The sequence below is a fragment of the Streptomyces sp. NPDC059900 genome, from assembly GCF_050270335.1.
In the GTDB taxonomy this organism is placed as follows: Bacteria; Actinomycetota; Actinomycetes; order Streptomycetales; family Streptomycetaceae; genus Streptomyces.
The window spans coordinates 20,529-39,107 of the sequence record NZ_JBNNJZ010000027.1 but is presented as its reverse complement, the minus strand read 5'-3'; the positions used below and the strand labels follow the sequence as shown (position 1 = coordinate 39,107).

The window sequence follows — 18,579 nt, the reverse complement described above, 5'->3', positions numbered from 1 at the left end:
CCACCCACCCGCACACCCAACGGACCCAGAACATCAATATCCATCACGCCAAATCCCCTGTTCGTGAGTGGCCTGCATCCCGTGCTGATCCCGTGCTCATTCAGTAAAAAACCAGCAGTCCGGTTTGTCAATACCAGACCGCACATGCTGTTTCCACAACCTCCCACCCGATCCTCGAGCGCACCTAAAGCCTTGAGGGATTCACCGTGGATCACGAAAACCCCCTCGTCACAGGCTTACGAGAGGGTGCGTGTAGCGAGCCGCCGGTCGCCGTCCGACGGCTCTCAAGGAGATCAGTAGCCCCGAAGAGCAGGAAAAACAGCCGCTGAAGTCTGTTTACGTACGGGCTTTCAGACCGCTTCGCCCGTCAGCTGAGGCAGCACGAGCTCCCAGAACGCGTCGATCCGCTGCCCCGAGAGCCACCCGCGGTCCCTGCCGCCGAGCACCTCGAAGCCCACGGTGGCCGCGACGATGGCCGGGGCGACCCGCTCCGGCGTCACGCCGGACGCGAGCGTGCCCTCACGCTCGGCGCGCTCCAGCATGTCCTCGACCCACTCCTGCCAGTAGCGCCGCACGTCGGCCGTCGCCCCGAGCGAAGGCTCGCCCCCCAGCTCGAAGCCGGCCCGCACCACGACGTCCTCCGCGAGGCGGCTCATCAGACCGTGGGTCGCGTCGACCAGACCCTGGAGCGCGCCGCCCCGCGCACCATCGGCCGGCACGTCCTCGGTGATCGTCCGCAGTCTGCGCGCCGCCTCTTCCTCCACCGCCCGGGCCAGCTCCCGCTTTGTCTCAAAGTGGAAGTGCAGCGCCCCGTTGCTGACCCCGGTCCGCCGGCTGATGTGGGCGAGCGAGGCAGCCGCGTACCCCTCGCGCGCGAACACCTCCGCGGCGGACTGGATCAGAGATTGACGGGTCCGGACCGCCCGCTCCTGCTTGGCCATCGCTCACCTCTCCAACACGACCTGCCTCCGACGCGGCCAGGCCGACATTCACGGACTCATGACGTCGCCAGGCCCCCTGCGACGCGCGACCGAGGCCGTGCACTGCAAAGAACATGCCGCACTTTCGCCGTGATCGAGAAAACAAACCGGTGGGTTGGTTTTGTCGAGTCCTTAACGGCAGTAGCTGTGCGGGGTCCAGTCGGCAAGGTATCGCAGCCGCCCGGCACCGGGTCCGCCGGGGCGTCCGCCGGTACCAACAACGCCCCCGGGACCTGAGATTACGCCCAGGATCGCGCGTCCGACACCCCTCCTCCGACTGCCGGGGATCATGCCTGGCGCAAAATGCATCGCGCGGCTGTCCTCGCCGGAGCGCCCGGCACGAGTCGATCGCAGCCTTCACGGACAGCAAATAAACCGCCACGTTGGTTTGTTATCAGTGGCATACGCCGGATCCTTCGTTGCTTTCCTTGCATCACGCATGCAACGTTCCGCACTCACCACTGCCTCCCTCGCCCGCCTCGGACACAGACACGGACATAAGCACAGCCTCAGCCGTCATGAACGAACGGACCGACAGGCGGACAGAGACACGGCATACCGACGGCGTACGGACGTACAGGTAGGCGAACTACAGCCGTCAGCGAGCCGCTCCCGAGCCGGCGGCCGCCAACCCCTCGCGCCCCGGAGCCGCCGCAAGCCCCGGCAGCAGCAGGAGCCAGAACCAGGTGAGGGGATCGGGCGCCAGCCACTGCTCGTCGTACGCCCCCAGGACCTCGATGCCGACCGTGCCCGCCACCACCGCGAAAGCGGCATCCCGCGCCGAGACCCCCGGCGCGAGCTCACCCCGCTCCCCGGCCGTCACCAACGCCTCCTGCACCCACTCGCGCCAGGCGTCCCGCAGGTCCTCGCCCACCACCGCGCGCTCCCGCACCCCGCACAGGTCGAATCCCGCCCGCAGCACCACGTCGCCGCCCAGGGCCCGCACAAAGGCGTGCGTGACGTCGATCAGGCGCTGCAACTCGCGCCCCTGCGAAGGCCCGTCGCCCCGCACACCGCCCCCGTCACCCGTGTCGCCGTCGCCGTCACCGTCACCGTCGGCTTCGACGATCCGGGCCAGCCGCTCCGCGGCGGATGCCGCGACCGCGTCGGCGAGGTCCGCCTTGGTGGCGAAGTGGAAGTACAGGGCGCCGTTGCTCACCTTGGCCCTGGCGGTGACCGTCGCGAGCGAGGTCGCCTCGAAGCCGTCCCGGTGGAAGAGCTCGGCGGCCGCCTCGATGAGCGCGGCCCTCGTACGGACCGCGCGTTCCTGTTTGGTCATCAGGGCTCCGTTGATGCGCAGGGCTGCTGGCTGCCGCCGCGCTCGTACGCACGCAGGCCCCGAGATCATCCGGCTCTTGCCTTGAGCACCGCTCAAGGCGCCCCAGTGAGCCCCTACAGATCCACCGCATGAATGCCCGGCCATCGACCGCGCGATGGGGGGCCGTTCACCGCTGCGCGGGCGTACGGACCTGAAAAGTGCACGGCCGGGCACCACGGTTGCCCGAACGGGCGTGACCATGGCCCGCAGCAGGGAGTTCGGGCAGAAATCGGGCTTGGGGGTCACGTTCAAGTCAGCCCGCAGTAGATTGAGCGCGGAGTTATCGCCCGTTCTGGCCCGAGAGGTCGGAACGGAAGCCTCCATTTCCCGCCACCCGGCATTCCCCAGATGACTGTAGAAATAAAACCGGGTGGTCTGTATGTTGAGACCCGCGAGGCGCCCCATCCGGCGCACTCTCCAGTCGCGAATCCGGGGGATCAACATGTCCACGAACACGTTCCGCCCCGCAGAAGACACCCTGCACCGGATGCCTGCCGTCCGGGCGCCGCAGTCCTGGCCCGCCGTCCGGCCGCAGGTGCAGCTCACCACCACGGTTCCCAAGGAGCTCGTGCACCGGGCCGCCCTCGCCGAGGTGCTGCTCACCGGTCAGGAGCGGTACGACGACGACCGGTTCGGCGTCACCGCCCAGTGGCCCCGCTGCCACAGCTTCTACGCGCCGGTCGCGGGCAACCACGACCCCCTCCTTGCTGCAGAAACGATCAGGCAGATCGGGTTCCTGCTGCCGCACACGCAGTACGGCGTCCCGCTCGGCCAGCACTTCCTGCTGCGCACCTTCTCGTTCTCGGTGCAGCCCGAGCACCTGCGCGTCGGCCACGCACCCGCGGATCTCGACGTCGACGCGGTGTTCAGCGACGTGCGCACACGCCGCGACACGCACATCGGAGCCCGCTACGACACGGTGATCCGGCGGGCCGGGGAGACGGTGGCCACGGGCGGCATCTCGTACACGTGCATCACGCCGTCCGCCTACCGCAGGCTGCGCGGCAACCAGGGCCACCTGCAGATTCCGCTGACCGCGCCGGTCCCGCCGCAGAGCGTGGGCCGCATGTCGCCGACCGACGTGGTGCTCTCCCCCATCGGCGCCGACGACCGGTGGCAGCTGCGTGTCGACACCCGCCACCCCGTGCTCTTCGACCACCCGGTCGACCACGTACCGGGGATGCTCCTGATCGAGGCCGCGCGCCAGGCGACAACCGCGGTACTGGGCTACTCCTCGGGCGTGATGCCCGTAGACGTCGAGTCCGAGCACTACCGTTACGTCGAGCTGGACCAGCCCTGCTTCATCCGAGCCGTGCGGCTGCCTGCGGACGCACGCGGGGAAAGGGTCGAGGTCACCGGCGAGCAGGACGGCCAGGAGATGTTCCGCACCACCATCACCGCCGTCCCCGCCGCGCTGTAGAGCGCCTCCAACTCCGCGCCCCGCACGGCCCGTACGCTCCTGGCAGACACCCGGAGCGGGCGTCGACACGGGCTCGATCACGCCCCCGTCCCTGACGCCACCCTCCCGGAGACGCTAAGATACGAACCTGACGGTTTTTTTCTATGGGCCTCCCCACGGTTCCATGCTCTCGGAGGCGGTGGATTACATGGCAAAGCAAGATCGCGCGATTCGCACACAACGGTCGATCCTGGTCGCTGCGGCCTCAGTTTTCGAGGAACGCGGGTTCCAGGCGGCCACCATCACGGACATCCTCACCGCCGCAGGCGTGACCAAGGGTGCCCTGTACTTCCACTTCCAGTCCAAAGAGGACCTGGCGTACGGCGTGATGGAGGCCCAGGGGCGCCACATGGGGACCGTCCCGTCCCGCTCCTGCAAGACACAGGAGGTCGTCGACACCGTCCTCCTGCAGACCTACCGGCTCCAGGAGGACCCGATGGTCCGGGCCGGTGTCCGCCTCGCCATGGACCAGCACGCGACGGAACTCGATCGCGGCGCCTCGTTCCAGGAGTGGGGCAAGGGAATGGCCGCCCTGCTCGAACAGGCCAAGGAACAGGGCGAGTTGCTGCCGCACGTCGTGCCGTCGGACACCGCCGAACTCGTGGTGGGCGCCTACGCAGGCGTGCAGTCGATGTCGCAGGCCGTCAGCAGCTATACGGACCTGGACCACCGGACCTCGGTGCTCCTTCGCCACATCATGCCGAACGTGGTGCTGTCCTCCGTGCTCACCACGATCGACATGACGTCCGAGCGCGGCGCGGTGATCTACGCCGAGGTTCAGGCGCTTCAGGACGCGGCCGAACTGACCGACGCCAGGGCCTGATCCATCTTCGCCGGCGCCAGCCACTCCAGGACCGGCGCCTCCAGGTCACCGGCGTCGTCCGATGCCCAGGCGACGTAGCCGTCGGGGCGCAGCAGCAGGGCGGCCCGGGGCAGCCCTGCCACCGGCTCCGCCCGTACGACGCGCAGGACGTGCCGCAGGTCCTGTTCGTGCCGCAGCTCGTGCGGCACACCGGAGTCGGTCCCGGCCTCCGCTGCTGCGAAGCGCACCAGGAGCATGCGCCCGTCCCGCAGCAGCCGGATGACGTCGACCGGCCCGTCGTCCGTGGTCAGTTCGCGGTTGCCGAGAAACTGCCCCTCCCACTCCGACGGCTGCCCGGTCCGCGTCGGCAGCACGGTGTCCTGCCCGCTGACCATGAGGCCGAGACGCGCCAGCTCCGCACCCGCGTCCGGCGCGCCCGCGGCCAGTTCGTCGAGCGATTCGGGCGTGCTGCCCGGCCGCATCAGCTCCACCTGCGTACGGACCTGCTCCAGGAGCCGCTCGGCGGCCGGCCTGCGTTCGGCGTCGTAGGTGTCCAGCAGTCCCGGCGCGGCAGCGCCCCGCACGGTGAAGGCGAGCTTCCACCCCAGGTTGAGCGCGTCGAGCAGGCCCGTGCTCAGCCCCTGGGCACCGACGGGGAAGTGCAAGTGCGCGGCGTCCCCGACCAGGAGGACGCGCCCCGAGCGGTAGGTGCGCGCGAGGCGCGAGAAGTCGCTGAAGCGGCTCAGCCAGCGCGGTTCGTCCATGTCGATGTCGCGGCCCATGATCCGTGACGTCTCCCGGCGGAACTCGTCGAGTCCGAGCGGGAGTCTGTGGTCGGCGGGCGCGTTGAGGCAGTCGGCCACCCGCAGGTGCAGCCGCCCCTCGGCGGTCCGCTTGGCCACGACCCAGCCAAGCGGCGTCCGGTGCCACCCGGGCTCGGGCGCCTCGGGCCCGTCGCATCGGACGACCCCGACCATGGCTGCCACCGTCGGCAGGGTCGTGTCCGACGGGATCCGGCCAAGTGTGCGCACCGTGCTGCGGGCCCCGTCGGCCCCGACGACGTAGGCGGCCTCGAACTCGGTTTGTCCGCCGGGGTGTTCGGCGCTCACCGTCATGCCGTCCTCGCGGCGGTCGAGTCCGGTCACCCGGTGGCGGCGCAGCACCTGCGCGCCCGCGGCCAGTGCCCGCTCCTCGAAGAGCCGCTCCAGATCGGCCTGCGGTCGCTTGAACAGCGGGTCAGGCTCGGCGGCGGGGGCGGTGAGCGGAAGGCCCCACACGCCCGCGAAGTGGAACGGCATGCTGCTGGTCCCCGCGCCCAACGGAAGGGCGGGAGCGGGCAGATGGCCCCTGCGGGCGAGTATCTGTGCGGTGCGGGCGTGCAGGGTGGTGGCCCTGGGGCGCTCGGCCACCTCGGCCTGTTCCTCGACGACCACCGTCCGCACTCCGTATCCGGCGAGCTCGGCGGCGAGCAGCAGCCCGACGGGGCCCCCGCCGACGATCACCACATCTGTGCGGACATACGCCATCGCGGTCGCTCCCCCTGGCCGGAAAACATGGATATCTTCGAACCGGAGCGAAAATATACCGGGTGGATGGTTGTTTTCCCGGCTCTGGCGCAGATCTCTTTCGGCCAATGCGGGAAGCGCTCCCATTGCCTGTGGTTTCGGGGTTGAAAACGAAACCGGTGGGTCCGTATCTTACGTACAAGTGCTCGATCACATGGGCGTTCTTCGGGGGGAGAAGTCTGAATGAATGTGATGACGTCAGGGGATGCGGCGCGGAATGCAGCCGAGCCGGCCGGGGAAAGACACCTCGGCCCCGGCACACCGCCCGGGACCACGACGGTGCCGAGCGAGTACGTGCACCGCTCGTCAATGGCCGAAGTCTTTCTGACCAGTTGTCGCAGGACGAGCGAGACCCGCTTCACGCTCACCGGTCAGTGGCCGCGGGCGCACGCCTTCTTCAACGATCCCGACGGGCGGCACGACCCGCTCCTCACCGCGGAGACCATGAAGCAGGTCGCCCTGTATCTCGCGCACGCCGAACTGGGCGTGCCGCTCGGCCATCACTTCATGCCGTGCGACCTGTCGTTCACCATCGCCCCGGACGAGCTGGCCATCGGGGCGGTGCCCAGCGACCTCACCATCGAGGCGGACGGCGCAGACCTCATGCGCAAGGGCAGCCGCCTGGTGGAGTTCGGCCTCGACCTGACCATCCGGCGCAGCGGCCGTGTCCTCGCCACCGGTACCGTGCGCTTCGTCTGCCTCTCCCCCGGCGCCTATCACCGGCTGCGCGGCGCGACCCCGCAGCCCCCGCCCGCCCGGCGCCCCTCTGAAGTGACACCGTCCTCCTTCGGACGCGGCCTGCCGCGGGACGTGGTCCTCGCGTCCAGCGACCACCCCGGCCGCTGGCGGCTCGACCCGGACCCGGACCACCCGGTCCTGTTCGACATCGGCGACGACCACATACCGTCGATGGTGCTCCTGGAGGCCGCACGCCAGGCGACCTGCGGACTGCTCGCCGCCGACCGCACGCTGACCCTGACGGGCATGGCCACGGAGTTCCACACCTACGCCGAGTTCGGCCGCCCCTGCTGGATCGAGGCCACTCCCCTCCTCGTACAGGACACCGACACCATGAGCGCCCTGATCACCGGCAGCCAGGACGGCCGCCGGGTCTTCGGCGCACAGGTGAGCGGGACCGTGACGCAACGCGAGGACTGACCTCCCGGCCTTGTCCGGCGACAGGGCTTACAGCGGCAGCGTGATGCCCATCTCCCGCATCGCACGCGACGGCGGCCCGCCCTCCGAGCGCTCCGTCTTGTAGCCCTTGCTGCTCGGCGCGAGCGTCCGCGGATCGACCGCCTCCGCCGGCGCCGAACCCGCGTACAGACCGCCGGGATCGGAGTCCCTGTCGTGCGGAAGGAGCCAGAACACCCGGCGCCGGAAGGTCCCCGACGACCGGGACGACTTGGCCTGCGGGCCGAGCAGCGCATACCCGACCATCCGCCCGTCACGGTGGTAGGCGGGCCTGCCGCGCCGGGTGGGCAGCCGGTCCAGGCTCTGGCGTACGTAGTCCAGGGCGTCGATGTCCTCGAGCCAAACGAGTTCGGCCTCGTGGGAGATCTCGTCCTCTGCGATGAGGGCGCTCATGCTGTCTCCTCGTCGGCGAGCGTGGTCAGCAGTCCGATGCCCGGGTAGTACTTGCGCTGGTTGGAAAGGATCATTTCTTTCGGCGACTCAAGTCCCACTGCCTCGCGAACCCGGGCGGCAAACGCCCTGGACGACACTGCGGGAGCGCCCTCATTGTGGCACCAGGCCCGGTAAGCGGCGTACAGCTGCGCTTGTTCCGCTCTTAATTCCGGGTGGAGCGCGCAGGATTCACCGATGAAACGCCCGGTGTGGTCCTCGGTCTCGGCGTACGCCGTCGTCGCGATGCGCACCCGTTCGGGTCCGGCGAGGTCCTTCTCGCCGCGCAGATAGCGACGTGCGCCGTCGATCAGCCAGTTGAGGATGCCGGGTCCCTCCTCGGTGACCAGGATGTCGGCGAGGTTGTCGACCTTGCGTTCGTCGGAGACGACCCGCTCGAAAGGGATGAGCCGCATCCGCCGCCAGAACGCGAAGCCGCCGCTGCCGACTTCGGGCCGGTGGTTGCCGAGCAGCCACAGCTTGTGGGTGGGTTCGAAGGAGAAGAAGTCCTGCCGCATCCGCCGCGCCTTGATGCGGTCGCCGCCGGTAAGGAGCTTCACCCGGGCCTCGTCGAACTTGTCGCCCGGCTTGACCTCACTGCACACGATGACCCGGCGGCCGTGCAGTTCGGCGAGGTCGGTGGGATGGCCCTCGTACGGGCGGGCCATCAGGAAGCCCGGCGGCGCGGCGTCGGCGTAGTCGCCGAGCAGCTTCATCAGTACGTCGAGCAGTACCGATTTGCCGTTCTTGCCGGAGCCGAAGAGGAACGGCATGACCTGCCCGCCGACGTCCCCGGTGACGGAATAGCCGAGCAGCACGTGCAGGAAGTCGATCATCTCGGCGCCCTCGGGCCCGTCGCCGAAGGTGTCGGCGAGGAACCGCGTCCAGCGCGGCGTGGGCGTGGGCCGCGGCGGCAGCGAGGTGGCGCGGGAGTGGAAGTCCCTGCCGGGCTGCGCCCTGCGCAGGACGCCGGTGTGCAGGTCGACGATGCCCGCCGGGGTGCACAGGGTGTACGGATCGGCGTCCAGGAGCGCCGCGTTGAGCACCATGCCGGGGGCCGATTTGGCCTGGCTGAGCATGGCGTTCATGCCGCTGGTGGACAGGGCGCGGCGGCGGTGCTGGAGCAGGGCGGACGCGGAGTGGATGCCGCGCGGATCGTCGCCGGCGATGGCCTCGGCGAGGTCGCCGGCGGCCCACAGCACGGTGTCGTCCTCGTCGATCTGCCAGCGGTTGCCGTCCCAGCGGTACCAGCCGAGGCCCGGTACGTGCCGGTAGTCGTCCGCGTACAGCTTGACGAACAGTTTGGCGTTGCCGCGGTCGGTGAGCGTGTCGGGCAGCAGGCCCTGCGGCACGGCGATGTCGGCGGGCGTCTCACCGCGCTGCTGCGGCACTTGTACGGGTTGTACGGGGGCCTGCGGGGACTGGGCGTCGGCGAGGATCTGCACGGCCACCGCCTCCGCGTCGAAGTTGAAGAGGGGTATGTCCTCGGGGGTGTCGTTCAAGACCGCCCCCCGAGGGCGAGGGGACGCCGTTCGCCGGCGCGCAGGCCGCTGCGGATGATGGATTGGCAACGCCGGTCCTGGCCGGGGCGCACGTCGGCGGCGAGGTCGGTCAGGGTCTGCTCGGCCTCGTCGCGCGAGAGGTGTCCCGCCGCGACGAGTCCGCCCGCGGTGTAGGCGGCCCGGTTGAGCTTCTCGGAGAACGCGGCCCCCTGCGGCACGGTGGCGCAGGCCGCCACCTCCGACAGGACCTTGTCCAGGGCCTTCGAGGCGCCCTGGCGGCCGCCACCGGCGGCGGCGACGGCCTGGCGGGCCCTGGGCGGCGGGACAGCGGCGCTCAGGGCCGTCCCGCGGGCCGGAGCGAGGTGCCCGGTGCGCTCCAACTCGGCGGCGAGCCAGTCGGGCAGCAGGGCGGGCTCACGGGCGGCGCCGACGGGCGTGTAGGTGCCGTCGGGGGTGGGGGTGCCGGGCGCGACGATGTAGCCGCCGTGGGCCCGGATGTCGACCTGCCAGGCCAGGGCGCGGCCGCTGCCGGAGCCCGTGGAGGACTGCCAGCGGTGGCCGGGGTGCGCCCGGTACCAGACGTGCAGGCCGCCGGAAGGGGTGCGTACACGCAGAGTTGCCGTGTCGGCGGCGGGGCTCTCGGCACCGCGCAGAGCGGCAAGCACGCCCAGAGTGTGGAAGCCGTCGGCGAGCCCGGTGAGGTCGATGCCCTCGGCGATGGCGATGCCCGGCAGGAGGCGCGAGCGGTCGGGCAGCGGCTGTGCGTGCGCGTCGATGTCGACGACGACAAGGCCCGCGGGCCCGCAGGCGACGCCCACTCCCGGGGACCGGCCCTCGCCCGTGCCCCACCAGCGCTCGATACGTCCCGTATCGAGCGTGGCGGCACGGAAGCCGTGGCACCAGCGGCCCGCAGGGAGACAGGAACAGCCCTCGTGGGTATGGCCCGGCGCGCGGCAGGCCTCGCAGTTGCCTGCGGGCGTCTTGCGCCCGGCGGCCAGGGGATGAACCGGCCAACCCTGGCCCGCACACCACTTGGCGGTCGCCAACGACCGGCCGGCAAGCGACCTCCTGCCGGACGACGACCATCCGCTGGTCGGCGTCCGTCCGCTGAGCGACTGTTCGCTGCGTGAAACTCGCAGCTCAGCAGTCATGTATTTCCCCCGTCAGCGACTGAAGCGACTCAATGACGAAAACAGGTTAGCGAAACTGGTCTGAAAATTCGTGCGGTTGGGGAGGGTGTGACGATCACCGGACATACAGCGACCGAAGCCTGACCGCAGCGACCGGACCACTCCTCGGTCGCTGTCTGCCCCCGCAGAGAAAACCCCAGCTCAGAGAGCATACGCAACAAGAATCAGCGACTGAAGCGACTCAAGTCCCCTATATATGAAGCCCACGCGCACACACGCACACGCGCGAATGTCTCGACATACCCGAACCTTCGGTCGCTTCAGTCGCTTTCCACCACCGTCCAGCCCTCTGACCAGCAGTTTTCCCCGAGACTGACGGAGCGACCGAAGCGCCTCTCGGTCGCTGGGCTTCAGTCGCTGCCCAAAGCCCCGCTCTCGAGCGACCCTTGAGCGCCCATGGAGCACAAGGTTCCGCCGACCGCCTCATTCCAGCCGTTCCCCGCACCGATCCCGACCCCGGGTCGCTTGAGTCGCTCCGGTCGCTGGCCCTGCGTCAACGGCTCGGGGCTGTCAGGTGATGACGTACCGGCCGCCGGGGAAGTCCCAGCCGTCCGTGCCCTCGCCGATGTCTTGGCCTTGCTCCTGCCCCTGTTCCTGCTCCTGGCGCTGTTCCTGGCCCGGTGCTTGCTCTTCGTTCAGGGCCATGACGGCCGCCCTCAGCGCACCGTCACCGACCAGGGGACCAGGCAGTCCACCTCGATCAGGCCGGGTCCCGGCAATTCGACGGTGCCGCGCAACGGCCCGCTGGCGTCGTGGAGTTCCGTTTTCTGCCCACCGGTGAGCGATCGGTGGGTGAGGTGTATGTAGCCCTCGCCGGCTTCCAGCCTCAGCGTGGTGCGCCCACCGGTGTACCGAAGGACGTCCGGATGGTCCCCCTCGGCGCGCTTCCCCAACTTGGGCAGGGCATCGGATGCGCGGAACCCGATCTTCCAGCGCGTAAGCGCGGAGAGCAGCGACTTCTCCACCCGGATGTGCGTGTACTGCTTGGGCACGATGGCCCGGGCACGGTGACCGCCGGTGCTGTGCGTCAGGAGCATGCCGCCCTGTTCGAGCTTGTCCGGAGTGTCGATCACTCCATAGAGCTGGAAGGCGGAGAAGAATCCGCTCCTGCTCTCCAGCAGAGTGACGTCGCCGTTCGGTCCGTGTTCGACAGGAACCGTGCCAGTCCCCCAGCCCGAATGGGGCAGACCTATGTCATCCATGCCGCACAGCTTGCCAGCAGGCCCGGGCTCTCCGTCTCGGAGAGCCCGGAGTTATTCGGGAGCCCGCTCACGGAGATACGCCTCCAGCTCCGCCGCCCCCTGCAACATCGCCCGCCCGCGAGCGGAAAGCCTGCCGTGCCAGTCGGACAGCGTGGCCTCCAGTGGCTCCAGGCCGCCGGCCGTCCGCACCCGGGCGATCAGTGGGGCGATCTGCTCGAGGAGGTAGCCGCCCCGCCGCAGTTGGTGGGCCAGCCTGGCGTCCCGTACGTCGTCCTCGTCGTAGACGCGGTATCCGGTCTGCCGATCGCGGCCCGGGCGCACGATCCCGGCGTGCTCCCACTTACGCAGCGTCGCGGGCCGGATTCCGAGCCGGTCCGCCAGCGGCCCGATGAAGGTACCGCCGGGCACGGCTTCTGTGTTCGGCTCGGCTCCCGCGCCCAAGGACTCCAGGTCACGCAGCGCGCTCTCCACCGCCCGGAGGGTCCGCCGGTCGTCGAGGAGCTGGGCGTGGCTCTCGTCGATGAGACGGAACGCCTCCTCGCGCGCTCCCGCAGCCGGGGTGTTCACGGCTCGCATGATCGATGTCGCCGTCTGATGACCGTGTCCCGGTACCAGGGCGAGGAACGCGCGCAGGGCTTCCGCGTGCAGCGCGGTGTAGGTGCGGTGGCCGTGGGGCGTGCGGTCGGCCGCCGGGAGGATGCCGTCCGCCTCGTAGTTCCTGATCGCCTGCGTGGACAGCCCGTGCTCGCGCGCCAGATCGACCGGCCTGAGCCGACCGCCCCGCTCCCCGCTTTGAGGGTTCCTCAGGTTTCTACCCATGCAGACCCCTATACAGAGCGCTATGCAGCAGCCAGCATCGCGCAAAAGTTTCAACCGAAGGTTCAACGATAGCGTTTAAGGCATGGCTACTACCGACACCGCAGGCATCAAGAACATGGCCCACCCCGTCGAGGCCACCGCCCTCATGAGGCTGCTCCCCGCCCGCCCCCGGCTGCTCGGCCTTGGCGAGCCCACCCACCGCGAGGACGCGCTGCTCGACGTGCGCAACGAACTCTTCCGGCAGCTGGTCGAGCAGGAGGGCTGCCGGACGATCACGATCGAGAGCGACTGCATGAGGGGCCTGGTCGTCGACGACTACGTGACCGGGGGCAAAGGCACGCTCGACGACGTCATGGAGCAGGGGTTCAGCCACGACTGGGGCACCTCGGCGGCCAACCGCGAACTCGTACGCTGGATGCGCGCCCACAACATCCGCGCCGACAAAGCCGGTCGCCCCGCGTCCGACCGGCTCCGCTTCGCCGGCTGCGACGGCCCCCTGGAGATCACCCACGCCGCGAGCCCCCGCCAGGCCCTCACCGCACTCCACGGCTATCTCGCCGCCCGCGTGGACCCGGAGCTGCTCCCCTGCACCGCGGACACCCTCGACCGCCTGCTCGGCGCCGACGAACGGTGGACCGACCCCGACGCGATGATGGACCCGTCCCGGTCCACGGGGCAGTCGGCCGAGGCCGGCCAACTGCGGCTGCTCGCCGACGATCTGGTGGCACTGCTCGACGAGCAGTCACCGCACCTCCTGGCGACGACGTCGCGGGACGCCCTGCACCGGGCGCGCCTGTACGGACGTACCGCCACCGGCCTGCTGCGCTACCACCACTGGATGGCCGACACCTCACCCGCGCGCATGGCCCGGCTCCTCGGCATCCGGGACCAGATGATGGCCCACAACCTCCTCGCCCTCGCCGAAGCCGCGGAACTCACCGAACGGGGCCCCGCGCTCACCCTCGTCCACGCCCACAACTCCCACCTCCAGCGGGAGCAGAGCACCATGCAGATGTGGCAGGGGCCAGTGGCGTGGTGGAGCGCAGGCGCGCTGGTCAGCGCCCGGCTCGGCGAGGAGTACGCCTTCGTGGCCACCGCCGTCGGCACGATCCGCCACCAGGGCGTGGACACGCCGCCGCCGGACACTCTCGAGGGTCTCCTGTACGCGCTCCCGCAGGACCCCTGCGCCATCGCTGCCCCACGCCTTGCCGCCGCCCTCACCGGCATACGGCCCGCGCTCCGCGAATCCCCGTGGTTCGGCTACGCCCCGCTGGACCCGGCGCACCTGGCGGACACCGACGGCCTCGTATTCGTCAAGGACGTCCCGCAGAGCTAGTACGCGGAGCTGGCACGGGGCGCGGAGGAAGGGGCCCTGCGCAGGATCAGGAGCCGACCAGCGCCTTGTTGATCGCGCCGATGAACTCGTCGAGATCCTTCGGGTTCCGTGACGTGATCAGGGTGTAGCCGTTGGCGTCGTCGCTCACGACGGCTTCGTCCACCCAGCTCTTGGCGCCCGCGTTGCGGACGTCGGTGCGTACGGAGATGTACGAGGTCAGGGTCTTGCCGCTCAGGACATCGGCTTCCACCAGGGCCCAGGGCCCGTGGCAGATCGCGGCGATCGGGCGCCCCGAGTCAGCGAACGCCTTGATCGTCTCCAGGGCCTTGGACTCCAGACGGAGGTTGTCGGCGTTGATGGTGCCGCCCGGGATCACGAGCAGCTGGTGCCCGCCGGGGTCCACCGCGTCGAGCGTGGTGGTGGGTTCCATCGTCTCGCCGGGGTCCCGGTCGCCCACCAGCGTCTGGACGGGGTCGGAGCTGACGGCCGCGACGGTGACGTCCGCGCCGTCCTCCCGCAGCCGCTGGACGGGCACCAGCAACTCGTCCTGCTCGACTCCGTAGTTGGTGACGAGTACGAGTACTCGGTGACCGTTGAGCGGCTTGTCCGGCATGGCTGTGCGCCTTTCTCTCGTGGGGGTGGTGTGTGGTCGGACCCCGTTGTCCGTGGTTCGTCGTCCGTGGTTCGTCGTCCGGCGTCCGGCGTGCGAGATCAGCTCTCGTTGGACTTCTCGGCGGCTTCCGTCTCGGTGGAGGCGCCGGCCGTGGCGAGGGTGCCGCCCGCGGTCTCCAGGTGCGCCCGGACGAACCACTGGAACTGCTCCAGATCGCGCAGCTGCCCGATCAGCAGGTCCTCGGTGGCCGCGTCGATACCGCCCACCGTCTTGATCGCGGCACGCAAGTCCTGGAGCAGGCCGGTGTAGACGAGGTCGAGCGCGCCGAGGTGGGCGATCGCGTCGTCGCGGCCGACGCTGTAGTCCTTCCAGGTGCGCTCGTCGACCAGCGCGCCCGGCGTGCCGTGGGCGACGCCGCCCAGAGCCGCGAGCCGCTCGGCGACGTCGTCGGCCATGTCGCGCACACGGTCGACCTGCGGGTCGAGCATCTCGTGTACGGCGATGAAGTGCGGGCCGACCACATTCCAGTGGACGTGCTTGAGGGTGAGGTGCAGATCGTTGAGAGAGTGCAGTCGCAACTGAAGGAGCTCGATGACGCGGCCTGCGTCCTGCACGGTGATGCCGGGAACGGTGTAACGGGGGGTTGCCTCGGAAGCCACAGCTATGTCTCCTGTCTCGTACGGGTTTGCCCCATCCCGGTAACCCGTGACCGGCGCACGAAACCCGCCGCAGCCAGATCAGGGCCGGACTGCGGCACGCACGGTGGCCTGCCGGTTCCAGCTAAGGCTCTACCGGGCGGGGACGCCACCCAGGAGCGTTCGCTTTCCGCAAACCGTGCAGGTCCTGCCACTGATCGGGTACACGACCAACATGCACACTCACAGCCACAGCCACACCGTCCTGGCCGCGTCCGCCGGCACCTCGCTGATCATGATCGTCGTCGGCGTCGTCGTGGTTCTCGGCCTGCTCGCCATGTTCATCACCGGCCGCCGCCGCGCCGCGCGCCAAACCCAGCGCAGCACCCCTGCCCCCGGCGTGGGCGCCGTCAACGGCGAGGCCCAGCACGGCACCACCTGGCAGACCCCTGACGACGACGCCGACCAGGGCCGCCCGCACCGCTGACCGACGACCGGACTGCCGCCGGACGGCACGTGTGGCGGGTCTCCGCATTCAGGCCGCCGCCTCCGCCTCCACGTTCAGGAAGCGAGCGTGACCTCGACCGACTCGGACCGACTGATCATGCCTCCCTGAGCCGCCCCGGCGACCGCGTGCCGCCGGGGCGCCTGCTGCACGTGGTTACGGGCGAAGACGACCAGGCGCAGGACGGCGAAGCGGGCGACGCCGGCGAGCGCGGACGCGGAGAGGTAGACGACCTGCTCAAGGACCGCGCCGGGCGCGGCCACCAGCTGTTGCAGGAGGAGCATCGCCAGGCAGGTCACCGTGTAGGCGGCGGCCGCGGACCCGGCGGACTGTGCGTGCTGGCGCCGGGTGGCACGTCCGCCGGCACCGAAGGTGAAGCGGGCGTGCAGTTCGGTGGCGAGCAGCGTGGAAACGACGGTGATCGCCGCGTTGGCCAGGCTCCAGGGCATCCAGGCAGCAAGAGCGGTAATGGCGAAGCTGGAGGCGACCCCCACTCCGCCGCCGCAGAGCGCGAAGCGGGCGAAGGCAATGAAAGCGCCGGGCGCCGTCTGCTGCTGACTCTGCGCTGTTTCCATTGCTCCCACCCCTTTTTACCGACCCGCCCTAGCAGTGATGCCATCCTGACACATGATTGGCACCATGGCGAGCCATAACTGACCCCACGTGCGCCATCAATGGCGCCGCGGCACTGAAGAGGCCGCAAATGCACAGGTCGGCGCCTCAGAGGGGCAGTTGACGCACGCCAAGACGTGAAGCTGAACGCCTGCCTAAATCCGCCCGACTCCCGAAAGCCGGGCTCCTGTGCCGCAACCAGGCCCGCAACCCCACCACGGCACACCCGTAGGCGCCACAGTGGCTCGCTCTGGCACTAGGCCCGCGCCACGGCCGGATCAGGCAGTGATCAAGGCGATCCGGCGCTCGGCGGGGTCGACCTCGATGATCCGGACGGCGAGGACGTCTCGCCGACTTGGACGACGTCCTCGAGCCTTTCCACGTGTTCGTCGGACAGTTCGGAGTTGTGGACCAGCCCCCGTGATGGGCGCGTTCGCCCGTCCGTTGGAATCAGGCGGTACCGGCGAAACTCGGCTCCGTGCCGGAGTCGGCATGACCGGGTGGGCCGCACGGCTCCCGGACAGTGCAAAGCCACCGGGGCCGGCCGCGAGAGGCGGCCGGCCCCGGTGGCTTTGTGGTTACTTCGCGTCGCGGTTGTAGACCGCCTTGGACCAGCGGTAGCCGAGGACGGTGAGGCCGACGCACCAGGCGAGTGCGATCCAGCCGTTGTTGCCGATCTCGGTGCCGAGCAGGAGGCCGCGCAGGGTCTCGATGGCCGGGGTGAAGGGCTGGTACTCGGCGATGGGCTGGAACCAGCCCGGCATGCTGTCCAGCGGGACGAAGGCGCTGGAGATCAGCGGCAGGAAGATCAGCGGCATGGCGTTGTTGCTGGCCGCCTCGGCGTTCGGGCTGACCATGCCCATGCCGACCGCGATCCAGGTGAGCGCCAGGGCGAACACCGTGAGCAGACCGAATGCCGCCACCCACTCAAGAGCCGTGGCGTCCACGGACCGGAAGCCGATGGCCACGCCGACCGCACCCACGAGGACCACGCTGGCGATCGACTGAAGCACACTGCCGACGACATGCCCGACCAGCACGGATCCGCGGTGGATGGCCATCGTGCGGAAGCGGGCGATGATGCCTTCGCTCATGTCGGTGGAGACGGAGACCGCGGTGCCGATGGTGGTGGAGCCGATCGTCATCAGCAGGATGCCGGGGACGATGTAGGCGATGTACGCGTCGCGTCCGGCGCCGCCGCTCATGGTGTCGCCGAAGACGTAGACGAACAGGAGCAACAGCATGACGGGCGTGAGCAGCAGGTTCAGGGTGAGCGACGGGTAACGGCGGGCGTGCAGGAGGTTGCGGCGCAGCATCGTGTTCGAGTCGCGGACCGCGAGGGACAGAGAGCTCATCGGACGGTCTCCTTGGACTGGTCGGTGACGCCGGCCGGGCCGGTCAGGGCGAAGAAGACGTCGTCGAGGTCGGGGGTGTGCACGGTCAGCTCGTCGGCCTCGATGCCGGTGGAGTCCAGCCAGTCGAGGATGGCGCGCAGTTCGCGCTGGGTGCCGTCGCTGGGGATCTGCAGCGAGAGGGACTCGTCGTCGCGCGTGACCTCGCCGAGGGCGATGGCGGCAGCTTCGTAGGCGACCGGGTCGGAGAAGCGCAACCGCACATGCCCGCCGGGGATGAGCCGCTTCAGTTCCTCCGCGGTGCCTTCGGCGGCGATCTTTCCGTCGTTCAGCACCGCGATGCGGTCGGCGAGTTCGTCGGCTTCTTCGAGGTACTGGGTGGTGAGGAAGACGGTGACGCCGCTGTTGACCAGTTCGCGGATGATGCCCCACATGTTGTGCCGGGAGCGCGGGTCCAGGCCGGTGGTGGGCTCGTCGAGGAAGATGATGCGGGGGTTGCCGACCAGGGTCATGGCGATGTCCAGGCGGCGCTTCATGCCGCCGGAGTAGCTCTGGGCGGGCTTCTTGGAAGCCTCCACCAGGTCGAAACGCTCCAGGAGTTCGGCCGTCACCCGCCGCCCCTCCTGCCTGGAGAGATGGTGCAGATCGGCCATCAGGAGCATGTTCTCCTCACCGGTGATCAGGCCGTCGACGGCGGAGAACTGCCCCGTGACACCGATCGCGGCACGCACGGCCTGCGGGTCGGCAGCCAAGTCGTGACCGCCCACCCGGATCTCGCCCGAGGCGGGATCCGGGGAGATGAGGGTGGAGAGGATCTTCACGGCGGTGGTCTTGCCGGCCCCGTTCGGGCCGAGCAGAGCGAAGACCGAGCCCGCCGGGATGCGCAGATCGATGCCGTCGAGCACGACCTTGTCGCCGTACGACTTCCGCAGACCCACGGCGGAGACGGCGGTCGCCGATCCATGACCGTCGGCTTGACTGGATGTGGGCATGACAGAAGAAGGCATGAGGCCCTCCATTCGAAGGCTGGAGAAGATTGAAAAAAAGGGGGAAGTGGTCCGGAACG

At 69.6% G+C, this 18,579-nt stretch carries 20 protein-coding genes; 5 read left to right on the top strand and 15 right to left on the bottom strand.

Annotation, left to right across the window (positions count from 1 at the left end):
* From ACQKIP_RS07075 to ACQKIP_RS07065, 3 genes are all read right to left on the bottom strand, one after another.
* Positions 1-215, bottom strand: a 215-nt coding sequence (locus tag ACQKIP_RS07075) for a hypothetical protein (protein ID WP_427742399.1), incomplete at its 3' end; no start/stop codon positions are given.
* Between the two features lie 135 nt (positions 216-350).
* The gene (locus ACQKIP_RS07070; RefSeq protein ID WP_365866300.1) at positions 351-941 is read right to left on the bottom strand and encodes a ScbR family autoregulator-binding transcription factor; all 591 of its coding nucleotides are present in this window, start codon (positions 939-941) and stop codon (positions 351-353) included.
* 637 nt (positions 942-1,578) lie between these two features.
* Positions 1,579-2,259 carry a helix-turn-helix domain-containing protein gene (locus ACQKIP_RS07065; RefSeq protein WP_365866298.1) on the bottom strand — a complete coding sequence of 227 codons (681 nt, stop codon included), beginning with the start codon at positions 2,257-2,259 and terminating at the stop codon, positions 1,579-1,581.
* A 481-nt stretch (positions 2,260-2,740) separates the two neighbouring features.
* On the opposite strand from ACQKIP_RS07065, the gene ACQKIP_RS07060 reads away from it, so the two are divergent.
* Positions 2,741-3,718, top strand: a complete 978-nt coding sequence (locus tag ACQKIP_RS07060; protein ID WP_365866297.1) for a ScbA/BarX family gamma-butyrolactone biosynthesis protein — start codon at positions 2,741-2,743, stop codon at positions 3,716-3,718.
* A gap of 187 nt (positions 3,719-3,905) precedes the next feature.
* On the top strand, positions 3,906-4,580 hold the full coding sequence (locus ACQKIP_RS07055; protein WP_365866295.1) for a ScbR family autoregulator-binding transcription factor: 675 nt from the start codon (positions 3,906-3,908) through the stop codon (positions 4,578-4,580).
* Here ACQKIP_RS07055 and ACQKIP_RS07050 read toward each other — a convergent pair.
* Entirely contained in the window at positions 4,544-6,085 is a 1,542-nt protein-coding gene (locus ACQKIP_RS07050; RefSeq protein WP_365866294.1) for an FAD-dependent monooxygenase, read from the bottom strand. The genes ACQKIP_RS07055 and ACQKIP_RS07050 overlap by 37 nt on opposite strands.
* A 222-nt stretch (positions 6,086-6,307) precedes the next feature.
* Between ACQKIP_RS07050 and ACQKIP_RS07045 the strand changes: the two genes are divergently transcribed.
* Complete coding sequence (locus ACQKIP_RS07045; RefSeq protein WP_365866292.1) at positions 6,308-7,282, top strand: ScbA/BarX family gamma-butyrolactone biosynthesis protein; 975 nt, start codon at positions 6,308-6,310, stop codon at positions 7,280-7,282.
* Positions 7,283-7,309: 27 nt separating this feature from the next.
* On the opposite strand, the gene ACQKIP_RS07040 is transcribed toward ACQKIP_RS07045, so the two are convergent.
* The 6 genes from ACQKIP_RS07040 to ACQKIP_RS07015 all read right to left on the bottom strand — a co-directional run bounded on the left by ACQKIP_RS07040 (position 7,310) and on the right by ACQKIP_RS07015 (position 12,460).
* On the bottom strand, positions 7,310-7,711 hold the full coding sequence (locus ACQKIP_RS07040; protein ID WP_365866291.1) for a DUF6009 family protein: 402 nt from the start codon (positions 7,709-7,711) through the stop codon (positions 7,310-7,312).
* The gene (locus ACQKIP_RS07035; RefSeq protein ID WP_365866289.1) at positions 7,708-9,249 is read right to left on the bottom strand and encodes a DNA primase family protein; all 1,542 of its coding nucleotides are present in this window, start codon (positions 9,247-9,249) and stop codon (positions 7,708-7,710) included. The genes ACQKIP_RS07040 and ACQKIP_RS07035 overlap by 4 nt, the downstream gene beginning before the upstream one ends.
* Positions 9,246-10,400, bottom strand: a complete 1,155-nt coding sequence (locus ACQKIP_RS07030; protein WP_365866286.1) for a bifunctional DNA primase/polymerase — start codon at positions 10,398-10,400, stop codon at positions 9,246-9,248. The genes ACQKIP_RS07035 and ACQKIP_RS07030 overlap by 4 nt, the downstream gene beginning before the upstream one ends.
* Before the next feature lie 549 nt (positions 10,401-10,949).
* Positions 10,950-11,084 carry a hypothetical protein gene (locus tag ACQKIP_RS07025; RefSeq protein ID WP_365866284.1) on the bottom strand — a complete coding sequence of 45 codons (135 nt, stop codon included), beginning with the start codon at positions 11,082-11,084 and terminating at the stop codon, positions 10,950-10,952.
* A gap of 11 nt (positions 11,085-11,095) precedes the next feature.
* Entirely contained in the window at positions 11,096-11,641 is a 546-nt protein-coding gene (locus tag ACQKIP_RS07020; RefSeq protein WP_365866283.1) for a hypothetical protein, read from the bottom strand.
* 51 nt (positions 11,642-11,692) lie between these two features.
* Positions 11,693-12,460, bottom strand: a complete 768-nt coding sequence (locus ACQKIP_RS07015) for a TioE family transcriptional regulator (RefSeq protein ID WP_365866281.1) — start codon at positions 12,458-12,460, stop codon at positions 11,693-11,695.
* 82 nt (positions 12,461-12,542) lie between these two features.
* Between ACQKIP_RS07015 and ACQKIP_RS07010 the strand changes: the two genes are divergently transcribed.
* On the top strand, positions 12,543-13,796 hold the full coding sequence (locus tag ACQKIP_RS07010) for an erythromycin esterase family protein (RefSeq protein ID WP_365866280.1): 1,254 nt from the start codon (positions 12,543-12,545) through the stop codon (positions 13,794-13,796).
* A gap of 46 nt (positions 13,797-13,842) precedes the next feature.
* Here ACQKIP_RS07010 and ACQKIP_RS07005 read toward each other — a convergent pair whose 3' ends face one another.
* Together ACQKIP_RS07005 and ACQKIP_RS07000 are read right to left on the bottom strand one after the other, a co-directional pair.
* Positions 13,843-14,409 carry a type 1 glutamine amidotransferase domain-containing protein gene (locus tag ACQKIP_RS07005; protein WP_365866278.1) on the bottom strand — a complete coding sequence of 189 codons (567 nt, stop codon included), beginning with the start codon at positions 14,407-14,409 and terminating at the stop codon, positions 13,843-13,845.
* A gap of 98 nt (positions 14,410-14,507) precedes the next feature.
* The gene (locus tag ACQKIP_RS07000) at positions 14,508-15,068 is read right to left on the bottom strand and encodes a Dps family protein (protein WP_365866277.1); all 561 of its coding nucleotides are present in this window, start codon (positions 15,066-15,068) and stop codon (positions 14,508-14,510) included.
* A 211-nt stretch (positions 15,069-15,279) separates the two neighbouring features.
* Here ACQKIP_RS07000 and ACQKIP_RS06995 point away from each other — a divergent pair, with 211 nt between their 5' ends.
* Positions 15,280-15,531 (top strand): DUF6479 family protein, encoded by a 252-nt coding sequence (locus ACQKIP_RS06995; protein ID WP_365866275.1) that lies wholly within the window; start codon positions 15,280-15,282, stop codon positions 15,529-15,531.
* Positions 15,532-15,605: 74 nt separating this feature from the next.
* On the opposite strand, the gene ACQKIP_RS06990 is transcribed toward ACQKIP_RS06995, so the two are convergent.
* The 3 genes from ACQKIP_RS06990 to ACQKIP_RS06980 form a co-directional block, all read right to left on the bottom strand.
* A complete protein-coding gene (locus ACQKIP_RS06990) occupies positions 15,606-16,124 on the bottom strand; it encodes a hypothetical protein (RefSeq protein WP_365866274.1) in 519 nt (172 codons plus the stop codon).
* A gap of 615 nt (positions 16,125-16,739) precedes the next feature.
* Positions 16,740-17,516 carry an ABC transporter permease gene (locus ACQKIP_RS06985; protein WP_365866272.1) on the bottom strand — a complete coding sequence of 259 codons (777 nt, stop codon included), beginning with the start codon at positions 17,514-17,516 and terminating at the stop codon, positions 16,740-16,742.
* Positions 17,513-18,520, bottom strand: coding sequence for an ATP-binding cassette domain-containing protein (locus tag ACQKIP_RS06980; protein ID WP_365866271.1), 1,008 nt, complete (start codon positions 18,518-18,520; stop codon positions 17,513-17,515). Before ACQKIP_RS06980 ends, ACQKIP_RS06985 begins: the two co-directional genes overlap by 4 nt.
* Positions 18,521-18,579: the final 59 nt, after the last annotated feature.